Here is a 22,990-nt window from a genome sequence, read left to right on the forward strand (position 1 = left end):
CTCACCGATCCGCGGGAACGGGCCCGGAGCTCTCCCGGACGACGAGCTCGGTGGGGAGTGTGATTTCCCGTCCCGCCCCGCCGCCGATGATGTCGAGGAGCAGTTGCGCGGCCTCGCGGCCCTTGTCGACGAGCGGTTGCCGGACCGTCGTGAGTCCGGCGGCTCGGGCCGCGGGGATGTCGTCGAAACCGACCACCGACAGATCCTGCGGCACCCGGAGTCCACGTTCCTGTGCGACGTCGATGGCCGCGAGGGCCAGCAGGTCGGAGGCTGCGATCACGGCGGTCACGGGACCGGCATCGAGCAGCGTCTCGACGGCGGTGCGGGACAGTTCGTAGTCGAACCCGCCGGCTTCGACGACCACGGCGGACGACCACGGCACCGTGAATGTGCGGCAGGCGGACGCGTATCCGGCGAGGCGTTCCTTCATCACGTGGTCTCGTGCGGCCCTGATGCGGGCGGCGTCGACGGGCCCGCCCTTGCCGTCGGGGACGAGCCGGTCGACGAGAAACCCGACACGCCGGTGCCCGAGCGACAGAACATGCTCCGCGATTTCCTTGGCGGCCTGCCGATCCCGGATTCCGACGCGCGGCAGTCCGCCAGGGTTGGGGCCGTCGATCACGACTATCGGCAGCCGGCGGCTCATCGCCGTCTGCATTCCGGGGTGGCCGTCCGGCATCGCGTACGCGAGGAAGCCGTCCACCGCGCCCCGCACGAGCACGCCGGATCCCTCGGCCACCCGGGTCGACTCGAGTGGGCAGGGCAGCAGGGTCAGCGCGACCTCGGCGAGTTCACCGACCTCCGATATGCCCTTCAGCAACTGCGAGGTGGCCGGATCGTCGAACGCGTAGCGCAACGAGTCGGTGATCATCAGCCCCAGCGCACCGACCTGCCCGGTGCGGAGATTGCGGCCCGCGGGGTTGGGGCCGGCGTACCCGAGCTCCGCGGCCACCTGGAATATGTGGGCGCGCCGGGCCGCCGACAGCTTGTGGGGCTGGTTGTACGCGTACGAGACCGCGGCCTGCGACACGCCTGCCGCTCGGGCGACGTCGTGCATCGTGGTCACGAATGCCGATCCTCTCCGTCGCACGGTTACCGAGCCCAGCTTATCGGCCGGACCGCGCGCGTCATCCGGGTGTCAGCTCGCTCTGGCGACAACAGCGTCATCGTCGTCCTCACCCCGGTCGAGGAGAACGAGTTTGCCCATGACGTTGCGTGCCACCACCTGTTGGTCGGTGACCGTCATCTGTCCCCGCCACGACCCGAGGAAGGTCCACGTCCACGACATGAGCGTGGACAGCCGGCTCCGGAACCCGACGACGTAGACGACGTGGACGGCCAGCCACAGGATCCACGCCAGAAATCCTGCGAGTTCGATGCCCCCGACCTTCACGACCGCGTTGAACCTCGAGATCGTCGCCATCGACCCCTTGTCCCGGTATCGGAACGGAACACGGTCGGGTGACGTCGCGCGCCCGCCGGCATCGGCCGAGATCTGCCGCGCCGCGTAGCGGCCACCCTGGATCGCGACCTGCGCCACCCCGGGGAGGCGGTCGCGCGCCATCATGTCGCCGATCACGAACACCTCGCGGTGTCCCGGCACCGTCAGGTCCTCGCGGACGGCGATCCGCCCGGCGCGGTCGAGTTCGGCCCCCGACTGCTCGGCCAGCTGCCTGGCCAGCGGGCTGGCTTCCACGCCCGCCGACCACACCTTGCACGCGGATTCGATGCGGACGGTCTCGCCTCGTCCGTCCTTGATCGTCACCCCGTCCGCGTCGACGTCGGTGACGGCCGCCCCGAGCCGCACCTCGACACCGATCTTCTCGAGGCGCTCGGCCGCGGCGGACCCGAGCCGGTCGCCGAACGGCGGCAACACCGCGGACGCGGCGTCGAGCAGGACGATCCGGGCGTCGCGGGTATCGATGTTCCGGTACGCGCCGACGAGGGTTCGGTGGGCCAGTTCGGCTATCTGACCGGCCATTTCCACCCCGGTGGGTCCTGCACCGACCACCACGAACGTCAGGAGGCGGGCGCGCTCCTCCGGGGCGGTCGACAGTTCGGCTCGTTCGAATGCGCCCAGTATCCGGCCGCGGAGTTCGAGTGCGTCGTCGATGGTCTTCATGCCGGGGGCGTGTTCGGCGAAGTCGTCGTTACCGAAATACGACTGCCGGGCTCCGGCCGAGACGATCAGACTGTCGTACTCGGTGGTGGTCGTTCTGCCCTGGTGGGTCGAGGTGATCGTGCGCGCGGCCAGGTCGATGTCGGTGACGTCCCCCAGCATCACCGAGGCGTTCGACTGCTTCTTCAGCACCATCCGGGTCGACGGTGCGATCTCGCCCTCGGACAGGATTCCGGTCGCCACCTGGTACAGCAGCGGCTGGAACAGGTGGTGGCTGGTGCGGTCGACGACGAGCACGTCGACGTCGGCGCGGCGTAACGCCTTCGCGGCGAACAGGCCGCCGAATCCGGAACCGATGATCACCACGCGATGACGTGCCTCGGTTCGGGCAGGAGTATTCATGACACGCTCTTCCTGGATCGCGCCTATCGCCATCCGCAGTACTGGTAGGGGTGAAGCGTGCCGCCCGACACACGGGGTGTCGGGCGGCACGGTGGACACGACGCACCGGAGACTCGAATGTCGGTTCAGGACCCAGCGTGTCGCGAGATCACCTGCAGGACCGGCGACGCCGTTGTCAGCTGCCCTGGATGCGGGTGATCAGATCTGTGAGGTAGGTGTAGCTCTTCTTCGCGGCGTCGAGGCCACCGCATTCGACCGACAGGACGACGTCGTGGTCGGCGTCGTGCAGGGTCTTCACGATGCGTTCCCAGTCGATGACGCCGTCGCCGCAGGCGCAGCCGAGCATGCCGCGGACCTTGCCGCGCAGCCGTTTCGCGTCCTCGATACCGATGTCCTTGGCGTGCAGGTGCGTGACGCCACCGACGATCTGCTCCAGCCACTCGTGCGGGTCGTTCTCACTGAGGTAGCTGATGCCGGTGTCGAGGTTGATCGTCAGCGCCGGGCTGTCGATCAGCGTCATGATCTTCTCGAGCCGCTCCGGGGTCGCGGTGTACTCGCCGTGCGTCTCGATCGCGATCTTGATGCCGCGCGGTTCGGCGACCTTCGCCGCCTCCTGCAGCGTGTACCGCATCAGCGTGTAGTTCTCCGCCTCGGTGGTCCACGTCGGCAGCGGTCCGTCGTCGACCATGATCATCGGGGACCCGACCTCGGCCGCGTAGCGGATCGACTGCTTCAGATAGTCGACGCTCACGTCCGGCTTGGCCAGCGGTGCATGACTGGACAGCGAGGAGATGCTCAGCCCGCGTGATTCGGCGGCGTCCCGCATGATCAGCGGGTCGTCGAGCATCGACCGGGTGTGGAAGTACCCGGCCGTGCTCAGCAACTCGCGGCCCCAGTAGACCATCGGCTCGACGTACTTGTAGCCGATCGCCGCGGCCTGGTCCATGGCCCAGTCGAACGACCCGTTCTCGAAGCGGGCGAACTCCAGATTCAGACCGAGTTTGATCTGTCCCATGCCGGTCTCCGATCAGAATCCGCGTTGCGCGACGTAGTCGTCACGAACCTCGCCGTGGTATGCGGGAACAGTGATGTCCCACCAGCCGGTCGGGTGCATTTCCGTCCACGGCAGCTCGTGGGCGCTCATCGCCTCGATGATCACCGGGCCCGGCGTCGCGAACGCGCGCTCGATCGCGTCGGCCAGCTTCTCCGGGTCCTCGACGCGCTCGGCGCTGCAGCCGAGTGACTGAGCGAACCGGGTGATGTCGGCGAAATACGGTGTCCCGTCGAGGTTCTTCCAGCCGGAGATGATTTCGCGTTCTTCACCGAACAGGCTGATCTGGAGGTCCTTGATCGCCTCCCAGCCGCCGTTGTTGAGTACGACGATCACCAGCGGCACCCCGAGCATCGCGGCGGTCGCGATCTCGGTGCCGGTCTGGAGGAAGCTGCCGTCGCCGACCATCGCCAGGACCGGGGTGTCCGGGGCGCCGATCTGCGCACCGATCGCGGCGGGCACACCGAATCCGATGCCGGAGAAGCCGCCGGCCACGATGTTGGTCTTCGGCCCGTAGATCGGGAACTCGTTGAACGCCTGGTTCGCGGGGTTGGACGAGTCGGTGACCAGAATGCCCTCGCGCGGAAGGGCCTTGCGGATCTCGACCATCGCCCGTGAGTTGGTCATCGGCAGGTAGTCGGTGGTCCGCATCGGCCGCAGGTGCTCTTCCCACTGCGCCTTGAGGTCCTGCAGTTCGGAGAAGTAGTCGGTGTTGCGGTAGTCAAGGGCAGGCCCGAGGTCGGCGAGCACGTCGCGCAGCGCGGCGAGGGACGTTTTCGCGTCGCCGACGACGCCGACCTCGACCGGGTAGTTGCGGCCGATCTCGAAGCCGTCGATGTCGATCTGCACGAGCTTGGTGTTCGGGATGTCGAACGTGACGCCGGGACGGTACGACGACGTGATGCGGTCGCTGAACCGGCAGCCGACGGCGAGGATCACGTCGGCTGTGCGGGTCACGCCGTTGCCGGGAATCGAACCCATGTCGCCGCACGGCCACGCGTAGAGGTCGTGGTCGGCGGGGAACGCGCCCTTGCCCTGGAACGAGTGCGTCACCGGTGCGCCGAGGTGCTCGGCGACGGCCATCAACTCGGCGGCGGCCTCGGCGTGGATGACGCCGCCGCCGGCCACGATGACGGGACGTTTCGCACCGGCCAGCAGGCGTGCGGCCTCGGCGATCACGGCCGGGTCACCGGTTGCGCGGGTGGCGGGACGGCGGGCACCGGTGTCGGGGGTGTAGTCGCCGTACTCGGCCTGCAGGTCCTGCGGGATGTCGACGAGCACGGGTCCGCGCCTGCCCTCGTGCATGGTGTTGAACGCCTGGGCGAGCGCCACCGGAAGCTGTTCGAGGCGGCTGGGCTGCCACCAGCGCTTGACCACCGGTTCCACCATGCGGGGAAAGTTGTTGCCGTGCGGGCGGTCGATCTCCTGGAGCACCCCGCGGTTCTCCATGTAGGTGTGCACGGCACCGGTGATCAGGAGCATCGGCATCGAGTCGGCGAAGGCCGTCGCGAGTCCGGTGAGGGTGTTGGTCGCGCCCGGCCCGATGGAGGTACAGATCGCGGCGATCTTGCCGGAGGCCCGGTAGTAGCCGTCGGCCATGTGGGCGGCGCCCTGTTCGTGCATGGCCGGCACCAGTTCGATCTCGTCGGCTCGGTCGACGAACGCGTCGAGGAGGGCGGTGTTGCCGTGTCCGGGGATCGCGAAGACCTTCTCGACTCCCTCGCGGATGAGGAAGTCGACGACCATCTGTCCGCCGGTGAGTTTCTGTGTAGTCATCGAAGAGGCTTTCTGGGTGTGGTGGGGGCGAAGCGTCACAGGGACGCGGACTGGGCCGGGGTGTCGTGGGAACGGGTCTTGCCGATTCGGTCGGCGATGCTCTCGGCGACGCGGAAGGCGTTGGCCGCGATGGACAGGGCAGGGTTCATCACGGGCAGGGACGGGAAGAAGGACGAGTCGACGACGTACAGGTTGTCGACGTCGTGGGCGCGGCAGTCGGCGTCGAGCACGGAGGTCGCGGGGTCGGTTCCGGCCCGCACGGTGCCGGCCTGGTGGGAGTTGACCTCGATGCCGGTGCCCTGGCTGAAGACGAACGGATAGCCGATCTTCCGGAGGATCTTCCGCACCTCGCGGACGAGTACCTCGTGGGCGCGAGTGTTGTTGGGGGTCCACGCGATCTGGATGTTGCCGTCGTCGGTGAGGGTGACGCGGTTGTCCGGATCCGGCAGATCCTCGGTGAACAGCCACCAGTCCATGCTGCGCGCGGTGGCCTGGCTCAGCGCCCACTTGGGGATCAGCGGCCGTTGGCCCTTGATCATCTCGCCCTGCAACTTGCCGATGAGTTGCACGTGTCCCAGCGGGTAGGGGTGGTCCGCGGTGCCGCGAGTGTAGAAATCGTTGATGTACAACGTCTTCTGGAACTCGGACGTGTTCTTCTTCAGCGGGTTGATGCCGACCATGATGGAGTTGTTGTGCACCATGTAGTTTCGTCCGACCATGCCGGAGGAGTTGGCGAGACCGTCCGGGTGTGCGGCGTTCGCCGACCGTAGCAGCAGCGCCGCGGAGTTGACGGCGCCACAGGACACCACCACGGTGCGTGCGTCGACGACGACTTCGGTGCCGCGGTGCCGGAGTCGTACGCCGGTGGCCTGTTTGCCGGTCTCGTCGGTGAGGACGCGCTCGGCGTACGCGTTGGTCAGCAGTTCCACCGAGCCGGACGCGACGGCCGGCCGGACGCAGCGCACATCCGCGTCCGACTTCGCCAGCACCCGGCAGGGGAACCCGTCACAGGTCTGACAGCGGATACATCCGCCGCCGTCCCGCAGATCGATGCCCAGTGGGATGTTCGACGGCGTGTATCCGAGACGCCGCAGTGCGTCGGCCGCCTCCTGCACCGGTGGCTCGTGTCCGATCGCCGGGTAGGGGAAGGGCTCGTCACGGGGGAGCGTGGGGTCGTCGGTGTGATCGCCGTGGACCCGGTACACCTGTTCTGCCCGTGCGTAATACGGCGCGAAGTCGTCGTACGTGAAGGGCCACTCGGGAGATTCGCCGTCCTCGTGTTGCGTCGACTGGAAGTCTTCCCGACGGAACCGGACGAGCGACGAACCGTACAGCTTGGTGTTCCCGCCGACGTAGTAGTACGTGCCGGGGCTGAACGGCCTCCCCTCGGGGTCGTACCACTGCTCGGCGTTCGCGTACCGGTGTCCCTCGAAGACTTCCCGGGGGTCCCAGTTCTGCTTTTCCTGCGGCAGGAAGTCGCCGCGCTCGATCAGAAGCACATCGACTCCCGAGTTCGCGAGCGCGTAGGCGAGCGTTCCGCCGCCCATTCCGCTGCCGACGATGACGACGTCGTAGCTGTGTTTGCTCGGGCCTGTGGGCTCCCCCACGTATGCGTCGCTCATGGGTACTGCTCCTCGGTCGTAGAGAGTGGTGTCGACGTTCTGCCGGGCGGGTCGACGCGAATCGGCAGTCGGTGAAGTGGTTATACGTATAACTAAAGGTTAGCGGCAGTGTGGTGGATGTCAACCCCACGCGAGCAACTCATCCCGACGGGGGATGAGCTGCTCGCCGCCGTCAGGGCACGAGCGGTCGAGTGAGGTTCTCCGGCCGCAGCACGTCGTCGAGTTGCTCCCGGCTGAGCAGACCCCGTTCGAGCACGAGCGCGGCGACGGTGCGCCCGGTCGCGAGGGCGTCGGCGGCGATCGCGGTGGCCGCGGTGTACCCGATGTGCGGGTTGAGAGCGGTGACGACGCCGATGGACGCGTCCACCATGTTCTTCAGATGGTCGATGTTCGCGCCGATGCCGACCACGCAGCGCTCCCGCAGGACGGTGCATCCGCGAGTGAGCAGTTCGATCGTCTCGAACAGGCTGTGCGCGATGACCGGCTCGAAGGCATTGAGCTGAAGCTGCCCACCCTCGGCCGCCATCGTCACGGTCAGGTCGTTGCCGACGACCCGGAAGGCGATCTGGTTCACCACCTCCGGGATCACCGGGTTCACCTTGCCCGGCATGATCGACGACCCCGCCTGCACGGGCGGCAACGTGATCTCCCCGAAGCCGGCGCGCGGCCCCGACGACAGGAGCCGGAGGTCGTTGCAGATCTTGGACAGCTTCACCGCGGTCCGCTTGAGGACCCCGGACAGCTGGACGAACGCCCCGACGTCCTGCGTGGCTTCGATCAGGTCGGACGCCGTCGTCACTTCGATCCCGGTGATCGCAGCAAGGTGCTCGCGCACGCGCCACGCGTACTCGTGGTGCGCGTTGAGACCGGTCCCGATCGCTGTTCCGCCCAGATTGATCTCGGAGATGAGCGTCGCCGCCTCCCCCAGCCGCTGAGAATCCTCGTCGATCATGAGAGCGAACGTCGCGATCTCCTGGCCGAGGGTCATCGGAACCGCATCCTGCAACTGGGTACGGCCGACCTTGAGGACGTCGGAGAACTCCGTCGACTTCACCGCGAATGCCGCAGCCAAGTCCTGCATGGCCGCCCGCAGCCTGGTCAGGGCGGTTTGCAGGCCGGCCTTGATTGCGGTGGGGTAGACGTCGTTCGTGCTCTGGCTCATGTTCACGTGCTCGAGTGGATGGAGATACTCGTAGCGGCCGCGCCGGTGGCCGAGCAATTCCAGAGCCCGGTTGGCCACCACCTCGTTCGCGTTCATGTTCGTCGACGTGCCGGCGCCGCCCTGGATGACATCCACGACGAACTGGTCGCGCAGCGCGCCGGCCCGGATCTCCTCGCAGGCCGCCACGATGGCGTCCGCTTCGCGCCGCGGCAGCAGGCCGAGGCCGGCATTGGTCTGCGCTGCCGCCTGCTTGACGGACGCCAGCGCCGACACGAGGTCGGGATGGCTGGCCAGCGGAATGCCGGTGATCGGGAAGTTCTCCGTCGCCCGCAGCGTGTGGATGCCGTAGTAGGCGTCGTCGGGGACCTCGCGGTCGCCGAGGAGGTCGTGTTCGATGCGGGTCATCGTTCGGACGTCACCCGGGTCGGGATGTCGCCCCACGGGAGCGGGGCGTTGCCGAACTTGGCGGCGCGAAGGTCGCCGGAGCGGGCGTGTCCCTCGAACTTCTCCAGACGCGACAGGCGGCCGCACACCTCGCCGAGCTTCGCGCTGCTGCCGAGGTCGCGCACCTCCTGATAGGTGAGCGTCTTGAGGAACTTGCCCACCCACAGACCGCCCGTGTAGCGGGCCGCACCGAGCGTCGGGAGGACGTGGTTGGTGCCGATCAGCTTGTCGCCGTAGGGAACACACGTGCCTTCGCCGAGGAACAGGGCGCCGTAGTTCCGCATGGAGGTCAGGGCCTGACGGGGGTCCTCGGTGAGGATCTGGACGTGCTCCGACGCGAAGACGTCGGCGAGCCGGTACGCCTCGTCGAGGGTGTCCACCACGTGGATCTGGCCGTGATCACGCCACGCGGGGCCGGCGATGGCATTGGTGACCAAGCCGGGGAGCAGGGCGTCGATGTGATCGATCACCGCTCGTCCCACGGACTCCGACGTGGTGATCAGCACGCACGGCGAATCCGGGCCGTGCTCGGCCTGGCTCAGCAGATCGACGGCGATGGTGAACGGGTCGGCCAGGTCGTCGGCGACGATGAGCGTTTCGGTCGGACCGGCGAAGAGGTCGATCCCGACCTCCCCGAACAGCTGGCGCTTCGCCTCGGCCACGTAGGCGTTGCCGGGGCCGGTGAGGATGGACACCGGGTCGATGGTCTCGGTGCCCAGCGCGAGTGCGGCGACGGCCTGCACTCCGCCGAGGACGAAGATCTCGTCGGCGCCGGCGAGGTGCATCGCCGCGACACTGATCTGCGGCGGCTCCCCGGCATTCGGAGGCGTCGTCGCGGCGACACGTTCCACACCCGCGACCTTCGCGGTGAGAACCGTCATGTGCGCGGACGCGGTCAGTGGGTAGCGCCCGCCGGGGACGTAGGCGGCTGCCGCGTCGATCGGGACGTTGCGGTGCCCGAGGAACACACCCGGGAGGGTCTCGACCTCGAGATCCTGGATGGAGTCCCGCTGCGCCTGGGCGAAGTCGCGAATCTGGCGCTGCGCGAATCGCAGATCGTCGAGGACGGTCTCGGGAACGGACTTCACGATCTCCGCCACCCGGTCCTCGCTCAGCCGGAACGACTCGGGGGACCAGCCGTCGAACTTCTCGGAGTACTTCCGGACGGCGTCGTCGCCGTTCGCGCGGACATCGGCGATGAGGGCGGCGACGGTGTCGACCACGGCGGGGTTGCTCGCCCGCTGCGCTGGTTCACCGACGGCGGCCTTGAGAACGAATGACATGGGATGCTTCCTTCGGATGAGCGAGGGACTGGATCTGTTGCCACTCAGCATCGCGGTGCCACACGTGTTTCCGACAGTTGCATTGTGGGAACTATTTGCGTCGGTTCATGCACGTTCTGTGTACCATTGAGCATGGTTTTCACCGTCGCCGACGCTCTCGACATCGATCTCCTGAAAGACGCGGGAGCCCGTGTCCTGACCGGATCGGGCAGCCTCGACCGTGAGGTCCGCTGGGTGCATTCCTCGGAGATCTCGGATATCGCCCGCTTCCTCCGGGGTGGAGAATTACTCCTGACCGCCGGGCTCGGAATGGGCAGCACGGGCGCCCTTCAACAGGTGTTCGTGCGCGCAGCCGCTCATGCCGGGGCCGCGGCGCTCGTCATCGAGGAGTCGGGACGGATGTTCGACCGTGTACCGGATGCAGTAGTCGCCGAAGGGCAGGCCTGCGGCCTGCCGATCATCGCCCTCGCCCGCGAGGTGTCGTTCGCCGGCGTCTCGTCGCAGGTGCACGAGATCCTGACCGACAAGCGCCTGCAGGCGCTCACTCACGAACGGGAAGTCGAGTCCACTTTCTCGAACCTCCTCCTGGACGGCGCCGATTACCTCTCGATCGTGCAGACGCTGGCCGAACTCATCGACGGCACGGTGATACTCGAGAACATCGCGCATCGCGTGATGGCGTACGTCGGCGAATTCGACGAGGAAGCCGGCATCGAGGGCTGGGACCGGCACGCGCGGGGCCTCCACAGCGACGACAGCGGATGCGTCCGCAGGCCGGTCCTGATGCGCGGTCAGCCGTGGGGCTGGATTCACGTCTTCACCGACCGGCCCGCGACCGAACGGGCCACCGCGGCCTTCGCGACCGAGCGTGCCGCCGCGGCCGTCGCGATCTCGTTGCTGACCGACCGCAGCCGGGAAGCGAGGGACGATCAGCGGAGCACGGCATTGATCACGCGACTGCTGATCGGGGATCTCTCCGGGGCCGAATTCGTCGACCAGGCAGGAAGACTCGGATATCAGCTGGGGTCGGGACAGATCGTCGTCGTCATCGCGAACAAGGATGCCCGCGACGAGTCGTCCGGGCCGCGGGCCGGCCGTCAGATCGACACGGGTGCGATCAGCGCTGACATGGGCGACTACGTCGTGGCCGTGGCGGCGGAGTCCGGCCGAACCCGCGCCGAACTCGCGGGCCTGCTCGGGAAGATGGAGCACGGCGGCGGCATGAGCCGCGCGGTGCCCGCATCGATGCTGCAGGTCGCGGTCACGCAGGCGAAGAGTGCCGCCGCGGTGTCGCGCTCCCTGCCTGCCTCACCGATGCTGCATTTCGACGACCTCGGCGTCGAACGTCTGCTCGTGACGTTGGCGCAGGGTCCCGAGCTCGCCAGCTTCGTCGAGGACGAACTCGGCCCACTGCTCACGAAGGATGCGCAGTCCACCACCCCGCTGTTGCCGACACTGCGCGCCTTCCTCGCCGTCGACGGCCGCAAGACCGAAGCGGCCGAGAAACTCTTCATCCAGCGCCGGACGTTGTACAACCGGCTCGACCGCATCGCCGCGATCCTGGGCAAATCCCTGGACGACGCCGCCACTCGCCAGAGCCTGCTGCTCGCGGTGAAGGGGCTGGATCTGCTCGAGGGGTCGTCCATCGTGGCTCGGCGGAGTGGGCGACCATGATTACGGAGCGGGCGGCCATGACACGGTCGGCGCCGGCTTCTCATTCTGTGCAGTCTGCGCGCAGTAGGTACACGGTCTGTACCTGTTGTGCGGCGCGTCACCTTCGTAGTGTTTTCTTCGAGATTCCGGCCATCCAGTCGGCGTTGATCGAAAGTTCACGCACTCGCTACTCGCTGAACGGATGCCTACCCCCGTAGGCGCCCGCGGCGATCCGAGACCTACCGCAAGGACGAAATCATGGCAACACATGGAGCAGGCACCGCTCCCGTGCTCGACCATACACGCGTGCGTAAGGCGCGAATCGCGACATTTTTCGGCTTCTTCCAGCTGGGCGCCGTGATGTTGATGTGGTCGACGAGCACCACCTCGTTGCGTAGTCACCTCGGATGGGAAGGCGACGGCGGCGACTCCCAGTTCGGCCTCCTCGCGCTGTCGATCGGCATCGGTGCCGCTGTCGGCTGCTTCGCCATCGGCCCCTTCATCGACCGGTACGGCCCGAGAAACACGGCCATGCCCACGATGGTCGTCTACCCCCTCTGTTACATCCCCCTCGCGTTCCTCGACGGACTGGTCGGGGCGATGGTGATCGGCGTACTCATCGGACTGCTCCGCGGTGCCTTCGACACGGCGTTCAACACTCACGGTGTGCAGGTCGAGCGGTACTACGGGCGACCCATCATGTCCGCGTTCCACGCCGCCTACCCGGCGGGTGGTTTCGTTCTCGGACTCGTCGGCAGCGCCCTGGCGCGGCACTTCACCGACAGCCCGGCCGTCGCCTACATCTCGATCGGCGTGGTCCTGTCGGTACTCGGTGTCGTCTTCGGCAAATGGCTTCTCTCGCTCGACGAGTTGCTGCCTCCGGACCAGGACGAGATTCCGGGCGCCGCCGACCCCGCGCATCCGGGGAAGCGTTCGGCCACCACGGCGACGCTCCTGGTGATGATCGGATTCGGTGTGCTCCTGCTCGGATCGATGTTGAGCGAGGGCGCGGTTCTGGACTGGGGTCAGGAATTCGTTCGCCGCGCGGTCGGCACCACGGCGGGCCTGGCAGCGACGGCTGTCACGCTCTACTCGGGAGCGCAGTTCGTCGGCCGGTTGTTCGGCGACAAGCTGGCCGAGTATTTCGGCGCTCGACTCATCGTCGGTGCGAGCGGTGTCATCGGTGCCGCCGGTGCGCTTCTCGCGATGCTGGGTGGCTCGGCGCCGCTCGCCCTCACCGGCTTCGTGCTGCTGGGACTCGGCCTGGCGTGCATGGCGCCACTCATGCTGTCGGCGGCGGGGCGGCGCGATCCCGAGAATGCGGGGCGGAACATCGGTCTGGTCAACGCCATCGGATATGTCGGCATGCTCGTCGGGCCGGCCGCGATCACCGTCGTCGTCGACAACCTCGGTATCGAATGGATGCCGCTTCTGCCAGCCATCCTTCTCGCACTGATCGCGATCGGCGGTCCCGCGCTGATGCGCCTGGTGCCGCGCTACCACAAGCCGGCATCGGAGACGAGCAGGCACGAGGTCGCGACCGGGTAGGTCGTCCGGCACTTCCGGTTCCTGCGGTCCGGTACCTCTTCCGAGGTGCCGGACCGCCTTTCGTGTCGTTACCCGGTGATACGATTAACCATCCCCCGAGACGAACAGGAGACAGGTGTGCCTACCCGGAGTCCGCCGTTGAAGCGCGGTGAGCGCGGCTGGAAAGCAGCAACTTTCGTCATCTTCGTCGGAACGGGGATCACCTATGCGTCCTGGGTGACCCGCACCCCGGCCATTCGCTCGTCCCTGGGAGTCGGCACGGGCGACATGGGTCTGATCATTCTCGGTCTGTCGATCGGATCGATGGCGGGGCTGCTGCTCGCCGGTCCCGTCGTCGCCCGGATCGGTGCCCGTCACGTCATCGCGGCCGCGGCCACGGTCGCGAGCCTCGGCCTGTTCACGGTGGGACTCGGTTCGGGTGTCGCGATCGCGGCCCTGGTCGGTCTGGGACTCGCGTTCACCGGTGCGGGATTCGGCATGTGCGAGGTGGCCCTCAACGTCGAGGGTGCAGCGATCGAGAAGCGCATGGGACGCAGCTTCCTTCCGTCGCTGCACGGTGCGTTCAGTCTCGGAACGCTCGCCGGCGCGGGCCTCGGGGCGGTCGCCGAACTGCTCGATGTTCCGGTGCCGGTGCATCTCGGGGTGCTGGCCGTCGTGGTCCTCGTGTCGAGCGTGAGCGTCGTGGCGCTGCTACCTCCGGCTACCGGACGAGAGGCCGGGCGCACCCGCCGTCGATCCGGCACGTCCGGCGGTCCGACCATCTGGCGGGACACCCGGATCGTTCTCCTCGGCCTGATCGCGCTGGGCATGGCGTTCGCGGAAGGCAGCGCCAACGATTGGCTTCCACTGGGAATCGTCGACGGGTACGGCGTCGGGTCGGCCACCGGCGCCGCGTTCTACGTCGTGTTCGTGGCCGCGATGACGTCGGGCCGCCTACTCGGCGGGCGCGTCGTCGACCGGTACGGCCGCTCTGCGACCGTCCGCTGGTCCGCGGCGCTCGCGGTGGCGGGGGTCCTGATCGTGATCCTGGCGGGGAACCTGGTTCTCGCCGCGCTCGGCTGTGCGTTGTGGGGTGTCGGTGTCGCTCTTGGATTTCCGCTCGCACTGTCCGCGGCAGCCGACTCGGGTGCCGACGCCGCGCGACGCGTCAGCGCGGTGTCGACGCTCGGGTACATGGCGTTTCTGGTCGGGCCGCCGCTCCTCGGGCTGCTCGGTGAGCAGTTCGGGCTCCTGCAGGCCTTCTACGTCGTCCTCGCCGGCGCCGTCCTCGCCGGGTTGGTGGCGAGTGCGGCCGGGGAAACCCGCGAGACGGAGGATCTTCCGCTCGCCGAGGAGTGGATCGGCTCGAGGTGATCACGCGTTCGCCCGGCCTCTGAGAACGAGGCCGGGCGAACCGTGATCGGATCACATCACACTGCGGCAGAAGCGATGTGGGGTGCCACGCGCAGCGCGTTGGCCGCGATGGTCAGCGCGGGGTTGAGCGCCGCCGACGACGAGAAGAACGATCCGTCCACGACCCACAGGTTGTCGACGTCGTGACTGCGGCAGTGGGGGTCGAGGACACTCGCCGCCGGATCGGTACCCGCGACCGCGGTTCCGCACATGTGCGAGTTCGTCGCGATCCCCATCCGCTCGGTGAGAATGATCGGATACCCCGCCTTGCGGACTGCCGTGGAGACGCGGCGAACCAGTTCACTGTGCGGCGCAGTGTTGTTGGGTGTCCAGTCGACGATGATCCTGTCGCCGTCGATCCGGACCCGGTTGTTCCGCGCCGGCAGATCCTCGGTGGTGAGGTAGATGTCGAGGCTGCGATCCACCACCGCCTTCAGCGCCCACAGCGGAGCCCAGGGCCGTGCCCCCTTCACATGCGCGGCCTGCAGTTTGCCGAGCATCTGCAGATTGCCGAGCGGGTACTCGTTGTTCGGGCCCGCGACGTACCAGTCGTTGATTCCCAGCGTCTTCTGCCACGCAGTCGTGTTCTTCTGGAAGGGGTTGACGCCCATGAAGAACGTGCTGTTGTGCACCATGTAGTTCCGGCCCAGCAGCCCCGACGAGTTGCCGAGACCGTCCGGATTCCGCTCGTCGGCCGAGCGGAGCAGCAGTGCCGCGGTGTTGACCGCCCCTGCCGAGACCACGAACTGGTTGGCCGTGATCCGGATCGTGCGACCACGGAACTCGGCCTCCGCGGCGACGATTCGCGTGCCCTTCGCATCGGTGAGCAGACGCGTCACCTTCGCCTCGGTGAGCAGGCGCACCCGATCCGACTCGAGAGCCGGGCGCAGCGCGCGGTTCTCCGCTTCACTCTTGTGATCGGTCTGCGACGGGGTGCCGTCCGATGCCGTCGACTGCCGGCGATGCTCCTGCGTGGTCAGGTTCATGCCGTTCGGTGTGTGGAACGGATGCAGTCCCTGCTGGCGGAGGGAGGACGCGAATCGCTCGATCGTCGGCTCGTGCGGCAGCGGTGGCAACGGGTACGGAGACGACCGTGGTGGTTCCGTCGGATCCTCGCCGTCGATGCCGTGCACCTGGTAGAGGCGCTCCGCCTCGGCATAGAACGGTTCGAGATCGGCGTAGCTGAACGGCCACTTCGGTGAGATACCGTCGTAGTGCTGCGTCTCCTCGAAATCCGTGACGCGGAAGCGGGGGAGGCTGCCGCCGTAGAACTTGGTGTTGCCTCCCACCCAGTAGTACACGCCGGGCTGGAACGGCTCACCATTGCTGCCGTCGAACCACGGTTCCGCGGTCTTGTACCGGCCCTCGAGGAACATTTCCGCGGCCTGCGAGTTCTCCACCTCGCGGGGGAGGAATCGCCCGCGCTCGACGACCAGGACGTCGACGTCCTGATCGCGAAGCGCCCACGCCAGCGTCGAGCCGCCCATCCCGGATCCGACGACCACGACATCGGCGGTGACCGTGTCGGAGTCGCCCACATCGACCACCGCGCCCTCGCGCAGCGGTGAATACGCGTCGATCTGATCGTGTCCCGACGTTCTCACAGGTGCTGTTCCTTGGCTCGGGTCGCCCAGTACTCGTCCTGACGCTCATCCTCGATGTACGCGGGAACGGGGAAGTCCCACCAACCGGGAACCCACGGTCCCGCTGCATCGCGATCGGTCGGGATCTCGATCAGCGCAGGCGCTTTCGAGTCGAAGGCCTTCCGGTAGGTGCTCTCGAGGTCGGCCGGGTCGTCCACCCGGAACGATTCGAGGCCGAACGACTGGCCGAGCGCCTTGAAGTCGGGGCTGTACGGAGTGCCGTCGGGGCGATTGAACTCGGTGCCGATGTGCCGGCTGGTCTGCTTGCGCTGCCCACCGCGGATGGACATGAAGCCCGCGTTGTCCTGGACCACGAAGACCACCGGAATGTCGTGCTGCACGCAGACACCGATCTCCTGCGACGTCATGAGGAAGTCGCCGTCACCGAGCACACACGCGACCTGCCGGTCGGGGGCGGCGAGCTTGGCGCCGATCGCGGCGGGCACGGCCCAGCCCATGGACGAGAATCCGCCGGAGGTCAGGTGGGTGCGCGGGTGATACACCGGGAACGTCTGCTTCACGGCACCCTGGGTGTTGCCGGAGCCGGCCACGATGATGCCGTCCCGTTCCATCACCGACCGCAGGCCGCCGAGGGGGCGTTGGGAGGTGAACGGGAAGCGGTCGGAATCGCGACGGCCGGCGAGCTTGGCCTCCCACTCCGCCTTCAACTGTTCGAGTTCGGCGAGGTATTCGGACCGGTCGGCGCTGCTGCGGGGGAGGGAGGCGACGATCGCGGCGACGGTCGGCTTGGCGTCGGCGACGATGCCGACCTCGGCCGGGTAGTTCTTGCCTATCTCGTGCGGATCGATGTCGATGTGGATGAGCTTGGCGGGCGGAATCGAGAACGTGACTCCCTGCGCGTAGCTGGAGGAGGACCAGTCGGTGAACCGGCATCCGATGGAGATCACCACGTCGGCGCGAGAGGCGACGGCGTTGCCCACGATCGTTCCGGTCTGGCCGACGCTGCCGGCGAACAGCGCGTGGTCCTCGGGGAACGCGCCCTTGCCGTTCCACGTGGTGACCACGGGGATCTGCCACGCCTCGGCGAGGGCGAGCACTTCGCCGGCCGAGTCGGAGGTGATGGCGCCGCCGCCGACGACGATCACCGGCCGGCGTGAGTCACGGAGCACGTCGACGGCCTTGTCGATCGCCAGCGGGTCGGGCTGCTGGAGGCCGACCGGCAGCCGTCGTGCGAGGTCGTGGAGGGAGACGTCGGCGGCCTCGGCCTGCACGTCCATCGGCACCTCGATGTGTGCGGGCCCCGGCCGACCGGTCAGCATGGTGCTGAACGCGCGGTGCATGATGAACGGCAGTTCCTCCACGCGGGTGGCGACCCAGCTGCGCTTCGACACTGCGTCGGTGACCTGCGGAAAGCCGTTGTCGGTGTGCCGCTCGAGTTCCTGGAGCAGGCCGCGCCCGCGCATGTGGGTGGGCGGCCCGCCGGTGATGCACAGCAGGCTCGTCGAGTCGCTGTACGCGGTCGCGAGGCCGAGCACGGTGTTCGCCGCGCCCGCCCCGATCGACGCCACCGCGGCCATCGGCTTACCGGACACCCGGTAGTACCCGTCCGCGAGGTGCGTGGCGCTCTGCTCGTGGTAGACCTGGATGAACGGGATCTCGGACCCCGTCTCCAGGAATGCATCGGTGAGCGACCAGATGCCGTGGCCCGGAATGCCGGTGACGTACTCGACGCCGTACTGCTTCAGGACCTGGGCGACCACCTGCCCGCCGGTCAATTTCGCCATGATCGTTTCTCCTTGCTGTGTCAGTTCGCTACGCGGGCGGCGTAGCACAGTCCCTGCTTGGTCAGTCGGCGCACGTTCGGCTCCGACAGGTCGGCCGGTGTGTGGCCGATCGAGTGGTAGAAGACCCGGCCGGCGCCCCACTGGCGCACCCACGCCACCGGGCTGCGCAGTCCCTCCAGCCAGGGCAGGTGCTCGCCGCTGAACTCGGTCTCCGCGAGTACCCGGTTGTTCGGGTCGACGTGCATGTAGTACTGCTCGGACGCCACGGCGAAGTCCTCGACACCGGCGGTCACCTCGTGCTCGCGGTCGGTGATGCTCACCTTGTACGGCTGTGGGAAAGCCTCTCCCGCAGGATGTTCGACGAAGTCGCCGCCGAGGAGGAAGTGGTACTTCAGACTCGCCCGGAACGCGGCGGCGGCGCCGTGCCACGCCGCGACCCCGGTTCCTGCCGCGACGGCGTCGAGCAGGTTCTTCTCCTGCGAATCGCTCAGGTCTTCGGTGGTGAGCGCGTTGTTCCAGCCGAGCACGATCAGGTCGTATCCGGTCAGGTCGCGATCGAGGGTGAAAATGTCCTGCGACTCCTCGACCTGGTAGTTCAGCTCGGAAAACAGTTCGCGTGCCCATGCGGCGATGTCGTACGGATGGTGGCCGGGCCAGCCGCCGTAGAGGTAGAGGACCTTGGTCATGAGTGCTCCCATGGATGGTGAAACCGGAAATGGTGAAACGATTAACTTATGGTGGTGAATCGTATCACCGGCTGGAGCGCTGTCAATGGGTGATGTCGAGGGGAACGTGGAGAGCGTCCAGACGCGGACTAGGATCGGTCTTTGCCCATTGTGCGCTCCGGTGCGCAACGGCCGGGTGTGGCCGATGATCGCCGACGAGGGAGTACCACTTGGTCACGATGAAGGACGTCGCCCGAGCGGCCGGGGTATCGGTCGCCACCGTCTCCTACGCCTTCAGCAAATCGTCGAAGGTCTCTGCGACACAACGGGAACGCATCTATTCCGTCGCCGCGGAACTCGGCTACGCCGGCCCGAACATCGCCGGGAGCAGTCTGCGGTCGGGGCGGATCGGCGCGGTCGGCGTGATCGTGCCCGACTCCCCGGTGCAGGCGCTCGAGGATCCGTCCGTGACCCTGCTGATGAAGGGCATCGCGGAAGTCGGGAACTCGGCCGACATCGCCCTCACTCTGTTTCCGGCCTCGCGCGGTGGATCCCCGGATTCACCACCGAACTCGCTGGTTCTCCGTGGGCTCGTGGACGGCGTGGTCATCCACAACGTCCCCGACGGTCATCCTCTGGTCGAGGCGATCATCGCGCGCGGTATCCCGGCCGTCGTGGTCGATTCGCCGCGAAGCGCGGGACTACCGTTCGTGGCCATCGACGACCGGCACGGCGCCTACCTGCAGATGGATCACATCCTGAGCCTGGGTCATCGACGCATCGGGATCATCGTCGACAAGCTCGGCCAGGACACCGAATGCCGGATGGTCACGGCGGACGACGTCGATGCGGCGACCGAACGCAACGCGCGAGAGCGGCTTGCCGGTTATTTCGCCGCGGCCCGCGACCACCACCTCCCAGTGGAGGAACTGTCGATCGTCGTGGCGGGCAACATCGATCGCGCCACCGGTGCCGAGGCCACCCGGATCCTGCTCGACGCCGCTCAGCCGACCGCCCTCGTGGCGACGTCCGACGTGCACGCGGTGGCGGCGTGGCAGGTCTTACGCGAGCGCGGACTCGCCGTGCCCGACGACATGTCCGTCATCGGGTTCGACGACGCACCCGTTGCAGAACTACTCGGTCTCAGCACAATTCATCAACCGATCGTCGAGAAGGGCCGCGCGGCCGCGACGATCCTGCTCGATCGACTGGGTGGCGGCACCCGCACACGATCGTTGATGAAGACGTCACTGGTCGTCCGCACCAGTACCGCGCCGCCGCGCGAATGATGGCGATGGCCCGCGCGGGCCGGGCGCCATCCCGCATGATGGATCGATGACGAGTGCGGTGCCGCGACTGGGCGTGACGTTCATCCCGACGATCGAACCCGAGCAGTTGAAGGACTTCGTGCGGGTGGCCGAGGACAGTGGCCTCGACGAGATCTGGTTGTGGGAAGACTGTTTCAAGGAGAGCGGCGTGGCTTCGGCCACCGCCGCACTGGCATGGACGGAGCGAATCCACGTCGGTGTCGGGTTGATGCCCGTACCGTTGCGCAACGTCGCGCTCACCGCGATGGAGATCGCCACGCTCACCCGGTTGTTTCCCGGTCGAGTGATCGCGGGCGTCGGACACGGGGTGCAGAGGTGGATGGAGCAGGTGGGCGCGCGGGTGGCGTCACCGATGACGCTCCTCGAGGAGTATGCGGTGGCGCTCCGTGCCCTCTTGGACGGTGAATCGGTGAGCACGGACGGCCGGTATGTCCGGCTCGATCGTGTGAAACTCGACTGGCCTCCCACCGAACGGGTCCCGTTGATGCTCGGCGGCGAGGGGCCCAAGTCGATTCGCCTCGCGGCACGTCTGGGTGACGGTAACCTCGTCACCTCTGCGGTCGGTGACGACGACATCCGCAGGACCCGCGACCTGATCGTCGAGGAGATCGGCGACGAACGGGCGTCGTCGCATCGCATGGTCGTCCCGAAGATCGCCGCCACCGGCGAGGGAGCGCGACAACGGGTGGACGAGGAACTGGCGCGGTGGGAGAAGCCGGCCGACACGGGAATCGGGATCGCCGGCGACGCGACCACCATCGCCGAGGAGGTGCGAAGGCTCGCGCGCCTGGGCGCGACGTCGGTGGCCTTCGCACCGACCGAGGACGAACCGGACCTGCTGGGATTCGTCGAGTTCCTCGGCCGCGCCGTCAAGCCCCTGCTCCCCACGTGAGTGGCAAAGAGTGCCCGGGCACACTTTGCCACTCACGTGCGGGTCAGTTGCCGGTCGGCCAGGTGTCGGACAGGGTGTAGCCGGTCGGGAACGGGTCGGCGGGGTCGAGTCCGACCTGGCTGAGTTCGGTGATGAACGCCTGGCCGCTCACGCGGGGAACCACGGCGTCGTACGTTCCGACCTTCGTCAGTCTGTCGATCCGGCTCTCGAAGCGACTGCCGATCACCGATTCGTGCACGAACTTCTCCCCGACCTCGATGAGCCCCTTCGCCTTCAGCACCGCGAGCCGGGCGGACGTGCCGGTGCCGCAGGGCGAGCGGTCGAGCCGGCCGGGGGAGACCACCACGGCATTCCGGGCGGTCAGCACCCCGTCGGTGCGGGAGAGCGGGCCGACGAACTCGGTCTGGGTGATTCCGGCGAACTCGGGATTCGTGGGGTGCACGGCGGGGATCTGCTCGGCGGCGGCGGTCTTGAGCTTCTGCCCGAGGTCGCAGATCTCGCGCGCCTCGTCGGGCTGCAGCTTCAATCCGAGCTGGTCGGCGTCGGCGAGCACGTAGGCCATGCCGCCCCACGCCACGTCGACGGTGAGGGTGCCGTAGCCGTCGAGTTCGAGCGGCACCCCGATCTCGTAGGCGAACGCGGGCTGGTTCTCGAACTCGACGCTCGTCACCTTGCCGTTCTCGCAGGTGCAGCGAATGCGGATGAGTCCGGCGGGTGCTTCCAGCACGATGTCGGTGATCGGTTCGACCATGGGAATCATGCCGGTCTCGAGCAGCGCGGTGGCGACACACATGGTGTTGCTGCCCGACATGGCCGGGTACTCCGTGGACTCGGCGATGACGTAGCCCATCTGGGCCTCGGGATCCGTCGCCGGGACGACGAAGTTGACGCACTGGGTCACCGAGCCCCGCGGCTCGTGGAGCAGAAGCTGCCGGAGGTCGTCGCGATGCTCACGGAAGTGCTTCATCTTGTCGAAGACCGTGGCGCCGGGGACATCGCCGATTCCGCCGGTGACGACGTTGTTGATCTCGCCCCCGACGTGACACTTCACTACGTTGACTACTCGACTCCAGCGCACGATCTTCCTCCGTGTGTTCGTCTGCGTTGCGGTGGCCTGGGATCCACCCTGCCAGGGGTGAACTTCTCTGCGCCTGCCGGCGAGAGGCGAGGCCGGCAGCGGGGGTGATTGCTGCCGGCCTCTGCGCACGTGTCGGGGAAGGGTCACTCCGTGATGAACGCGCGCGGTCTTCTTGGTGGTGACTAGCGGGCGTAGGTGAGGCCGGTCTCGGCGATGAGCTTGGTGAGCTCTTCCTTCTTGTCCGCGGGCAGCTCACCGTACGGGGCGCGGGGCACTCCGAGGTCCACGCCGACGGACTGCGCGGCGGCCTTGGTGGCCACGGCGTAACCCTCCTTGCCGAGGAAGTCGAGGACGTTCCACAGCCGCTTGAAGATTTCGAGGGCCTCGGTGTACTTGCCGGCCTTGGCGAGTTCGTAGATCGCGACGCACTCCTTGGGCGCGAAGTTGGGCGCACCCCAGATGGAACCGGCGGCACCGGCGGAGAAGGCGGGCAGCACGATCGTGTCCCAGCCGACGAAGGTGTCGATGGCGTCGCCGAGGTTGAAGATGAGGTCGAAGGCCTGCTCGATCGATCCGGACGTGTCCTTGATGTACTTGACGGCGTCCGTGCGTTCCAGCAGTTCACGGTAGAACGGGCGGTCGAGGTTCATTCCCGTGACACCCGGCAGGTTGTACGCGATCACCGGGATGTTCGCCGCTTGGCCGACGGTGGCGAAGTACTCGATGACCTCGTGGCGCGTGGGGGCCTCGTAGAAGGGCTGCACCAGCAGGACGGCGTCGGCGCCCGCGTCGGCGGCGTGCCGGGACAGTTCGATGGCCTCCGCGGTGCGGGTGGAGCCGGTCTGCGGTGCGACGGGCACGCGGCCGGCGGCCTGGTCGATGACGACCGTGTTGACGAGCTTGCGCTCGTCGAGCGTGAGAGCTGCGAACTCTCCGGTGCTGCCGCCGGGGACCAGGCCGTGCAGTCCGTTCTCGATCAGGAAGTCGACGTGGTTGCGCAGTGCGCCCTCGTCGACGGAGCCGTCCTGGGCGAAGGGAGTGGAGACGGCGGCGAGGATGCCACCCAGCTTCTTGGTCATGTCGTGTCCTTGTTCGGTGGTGGTGGTCGATGCCCGTTGTGGGGTCCTCGACTGGTGAACTTCCGGGAACTGCTCTGGCCTCGACAATTGTTAGATTGGCGATTGTCG

Annotated in this window: 16 protein-coding genes and 1 pseudogene; 5 read left to right on the top strand and 12 right to left on the bottom strand. The window is 67.4% G+C overall.

All coding sequences use genetic code 11. The features are described 5' to 3' along the window. Position 1 precedes the first annotated feature (1 nt). The 7 genes from CJ177_RS25245 to hisD all read right to left on the bottom strand — a co-directional run bounded on the left by CJ177_RS25245 (position 2) and on the right by hisD (position 9,859). Positions 2–1,066, bottom strand: a complete 1,065-nt coding sequence (locus CJ177_RS25245; protein WP_095868899.1) for a LacI family DNA-binding transcriptional regulator — start codon at positions 1,064–1,066, stop codon at positions 2–4. 72 nt (positions 1,067–1,138) lie between these two features. Next, positions 1,139–2,521 carry an NAD(P)/FAD-dependent oxidoreductase gene (locus CJ177_RS25250; protein WP_095868900.1) on the bottom strand — a complete coding sequence of 461 codons (1,383 nt, stop codon included), beginning with the start codon at positions 2,519–2,521 and terminating at the stop codon, positions 1,139–1,141. Between the two features lie 175 nt (positions 2,522–2,696). Next, complete coding sequence (locus tag CJ177_RS25255) at positions 2,697–3,536, bottom strand: sugar phosphate isomerase/epimerase (protein WP_095868901.1); 840 nt, start codon at positions 3,534–3,536, stop codon at positions 2,697–2,699. A gap of 12 nt (positions 3,537–3,548) precedes the next feature. Then, positions 3,549–5,348 (bottom strand): thiamine pyrophosphate-binding protein, encoded by a 1,800-nt coding sequence (locus CJ177_RS25260; protein ID WP_095868902.1) that lies wholly within the window; start codon positions 5,346–5,348, stop codon positions 3,549–3,551. A 35-nt stretch (positions 5,349–5,383) separates the two neighbouring features. Further along, positions 5,384–6,970 carry a GMC oxidoreductase gene (locus CJ177_RS25265; RefSeq protein ID WP_095868903.1) on the bottom strand — a complete coding sequence of 529 codons (1,587 nt, stop codon included), beginning with the start codon at positions 6,968–6,970 and terminating at the stop codon, positions 5,384–5,386. A 172-nt stretch (positions 6,971–7,142) separates the two neighbouring features. Further along, on the bottom strand, positions 7,143–8,537 hold the full coding sequence (locus CJ177_RS25270; RefSeq protein ID WP_025431778.1) for an aspartate ammonia-lyase: 1,395 nt from the start codon (positions 8,535–8,537) through the stop codon (positions 7,143–7,145). Then, on the bottom strand, positions 8,534–9,859 hold the full coding sequence (gene hisD / locus CJ177_RS25275) for a histidinol dehydrogenase (RefSeq protein ID WP_095868904.1): 1,326 nt from the start codon (positions 9,857–9,859) through the stop codon (positions 8,534–8,536). The genes CJ177_RS25270 and hisD overlap by 4 nt, the downstream gene beginning before the upstream one ends. A gap of 132 nt (positions 9,860–9,991) precedes the next feature. On the opposite strand from hisD, the gene CJ177_RS25280 reads away from it, so the two are divergent. From CJ177_RS25280 to CJ177_RS25290, 3 genes and pseudogenes are all read left to right on the top strand, one after another. Continuing rightward, positions 9,992–11,533: a PucR family transcriptional regulator gene (locus CJ177_RS25280; RefSeq protein WP_095868905.1), complete on the top strand. Its 1,542-nt coding sequence runs from the start codon at positions 9,992–9,994 to the stop codon at positions 11,531–11,533. 210 nt (positions 11,534–11,743) lie between these two features. After that, a pseudogene (locus CJ177_RS49215) lies at positions 11,744–13,060 on the top strand (MFS transporter); the annotation flags it as partial. A gap of 117 nt (positions 13,061–13,177) precedes the next feature. Then, a complete protein-coding gene (locus CJ177_RS25290) occupies positions 13,178–14,413 on the top strand; it encodes an MFS transporter (protein ID WP_095868906.1) in 1,236 nt (411 codons plus the stop codon). Between the two features lie 56 nt (positions 14,414–14,469). Here CJ177_RS25290 and CJ177_RS25295 read toward each other — a convergent pair whose 3' ends face one another. From CJ177_RS25295 to CJ177_RS25305, 3 genes are read right to left on the bottom strand one after another with little or no spacing between them, the layout of a single operon-like run. Continuing rightward, positions 14,470–16,056 carry a GMC oxidoreductase gene (locus CJ177_RS25295; RefSeq protein WP_095868907.1) on the bottom strand — a complete coding sequence of 529 codons (1,587 nt, stop codon included), beginning with the start codon at positions 16,054–16,056 and terminating at the stop codon, positions 14,470–14,472. Continuing rightward, entirely contained in the window at positions 16,053–17,840 is a 1,788-nt protein-coding gene (locus tag CJ177_RS25300) for a thiamine pyrophosphate-binding protein (protein ID WP_095868908.1), read from the bottom strand. Before CJ177_RS25300 ends, CJ177_RS25295 begins: the two co-directional genes overlap by 4 nt. A gap of 20 nt (positions 17,841–17,860) precedes the next feature. Beyond that, on the bottom strand, positions 17,861–18,526 hold the full coding sequence (locus tag CJ177_RS25305) for a ThuA domain-containing protein (protein ID WP_095869224.1): 666 nt from the start codon (positions 18,524–18,526) through the stop codon (positions 17,861–17,863). A 209-nt stretch (positions 18,527–18,735) separates the two neighbouring features. On the opposite strand from CJ177_RS25305, the gene CJ177_RS25310 reads away from it, so the two are divergent. Together CJ177_RS25310 and CJ177_RS25315 are read left to right on the top strand one after the other, a co-directional pair. Further along, positions 18,736–19,794 carry a LacI family DNA-binding transcriptional regulator gene (locus CJ177_RS25310; RefSeq protein WP_005244747.1) on the top strand — a complete coding sequence of 353 codons (1,059 nt, stop codon included), beginning with the start codon at positions 18,736–18,738 and terminating at the stop codon, positions 19,792–19,794. A gap of 46 nt (positions 19,795–19,840) precedes the next feature. Beyond that, positions 19,841–20,725: an LLM class flavin-dependent oxidoreductase gene (locus CJ177_RS25315; protein WP_095868909.1), complete on the top strand. Its 885-nt coding sequence runs from the start codon at positions 19,841–19,843 to the stop codon at positions 20,723–20,725. 43 nt (positions 20,726–20,768) lie between these two features. Here CJ177_RS25315 and CJ177_RS25320 read toward each other — a convergent pair whose 3' ends face one another. Both CJ177_RS25320 and CJ177_RS25325 read right to left on the bottom strand, forming a co-directional pair. Next, positions 20,769–21,803, bottom strand: coding sequence for a proline racemase family protein (locus CJ177_RS25320; RefSeq protein ID WP_095868910.1), 1,035 nt, complete (start codon positions 21,801–21,803; stop codon positions 20,769–20,771). 182 nt (positions 21,804–21,985) lie between these two features. Then, a complete protein-coding gene (locus tag CJ177_RS25325; RefSeq protein WP_095868911.1) occupies positions 21,986–22,882 on the bottom strand; it encodes a dihydrodipicolinate synthase family protein in 897 nt (298 codons plus the stop codon). Positions 22,883–22,990 lie beyond the last annotated feature (108 nt).

Origin of the sequence: Rhodococcus sp. ACPA1 (genome assembly GCF_002300195.1) — a bacterium.
Taxonomy (GTDB): Bacteria; Actinomycetota; Actinomycetes; order Mycobacteriales; family Mycobacteriaceae; genus Rhodococcus_F; species Rhodococcus_F opacus.

Excerpts from the sequence above, each read along its gene's own strand:
- CJ177_RS25250 (WP_095868900.1), bottom strand. The coding sequence starts at position 2,521 with ATGAATACTCCTGCCCGAACCGAGGCACGTCATCGCGTGGTGATCATC.
- CJ177_RS25255 (WP_095868901.1), bottom strand. The coding sequence starts at position 3,536 with ATGGGACAGATCAAACTCGGTCTGAATCTGGAGTTCGCCCGCTTCGAG.
- CJ177_RS25260 (WP_095868902.1), bottom strand. The coding sequence starts at position 5,348 with ATGACTACACAGAAACTCACCGGCGGACAGATGGTCGTCGACTTCCTC.
- CJ177_RS25265 (WP_095868903.1), bottom strand. The coding sequence starts at position 6,970 with ATGAGCGACGCATACGTGGGGGAGCCCACAGGCCCGAGCAAACACAGC.
- CJ177_RS25270 (WP_025431778.1), bottom strand. The coding sequence starts at position 8,537 with ATGACCCGCATCGAACACGACCTCCTCGGCGACCGCGAGGTCCCCGAC.
- hisD (WP_095868904.1), bottom strand. The coding sequence starts at position 9,859 with ATGTCATTCGTTCTCAAGGCCGCCGTCGGTGAACCAGCGCAGCGGGCG.
- CJ177_RS25280 (WP_095868905.1), top strand. The coding sequence starts at position 9,992 with ATGGTTTTCACCGTCGCCGACGCTCTCGACATCGATCTCCTGAAAGAC.
- CJ177_RS25300 (WP_095868908.1), bottom strand. The coding sequence starts at position 17,840 with ATGGCGAAATTGACCGGCGGGCAGGTGGTCGCCCAGGTCCTGAAGCAG.
- CJ177_RS25305 (WP_095869224.1), bottom strand. The coding sequence starts at position 18,526 with ATGACCAAGGTCCTCTACCTCTACGGCGGCTGGCCCGGCCACCATCCG.
- CJ177_RS25315 (WP_095868909.1), top strand. The coding sequence starts at position 19,841 with ATGACGAGTGCGGTGCCGCGACTGGGCGTGACGTTCATCCCGACGATC.
- CJ177_RS25325 (WP_095868911.1), bottom strand. The coding sequence starts at position 22,882 with ATGACCAAGAAGCTGGGTGGCATCCTCGCCGCCGTCTCCACTCCCTTC.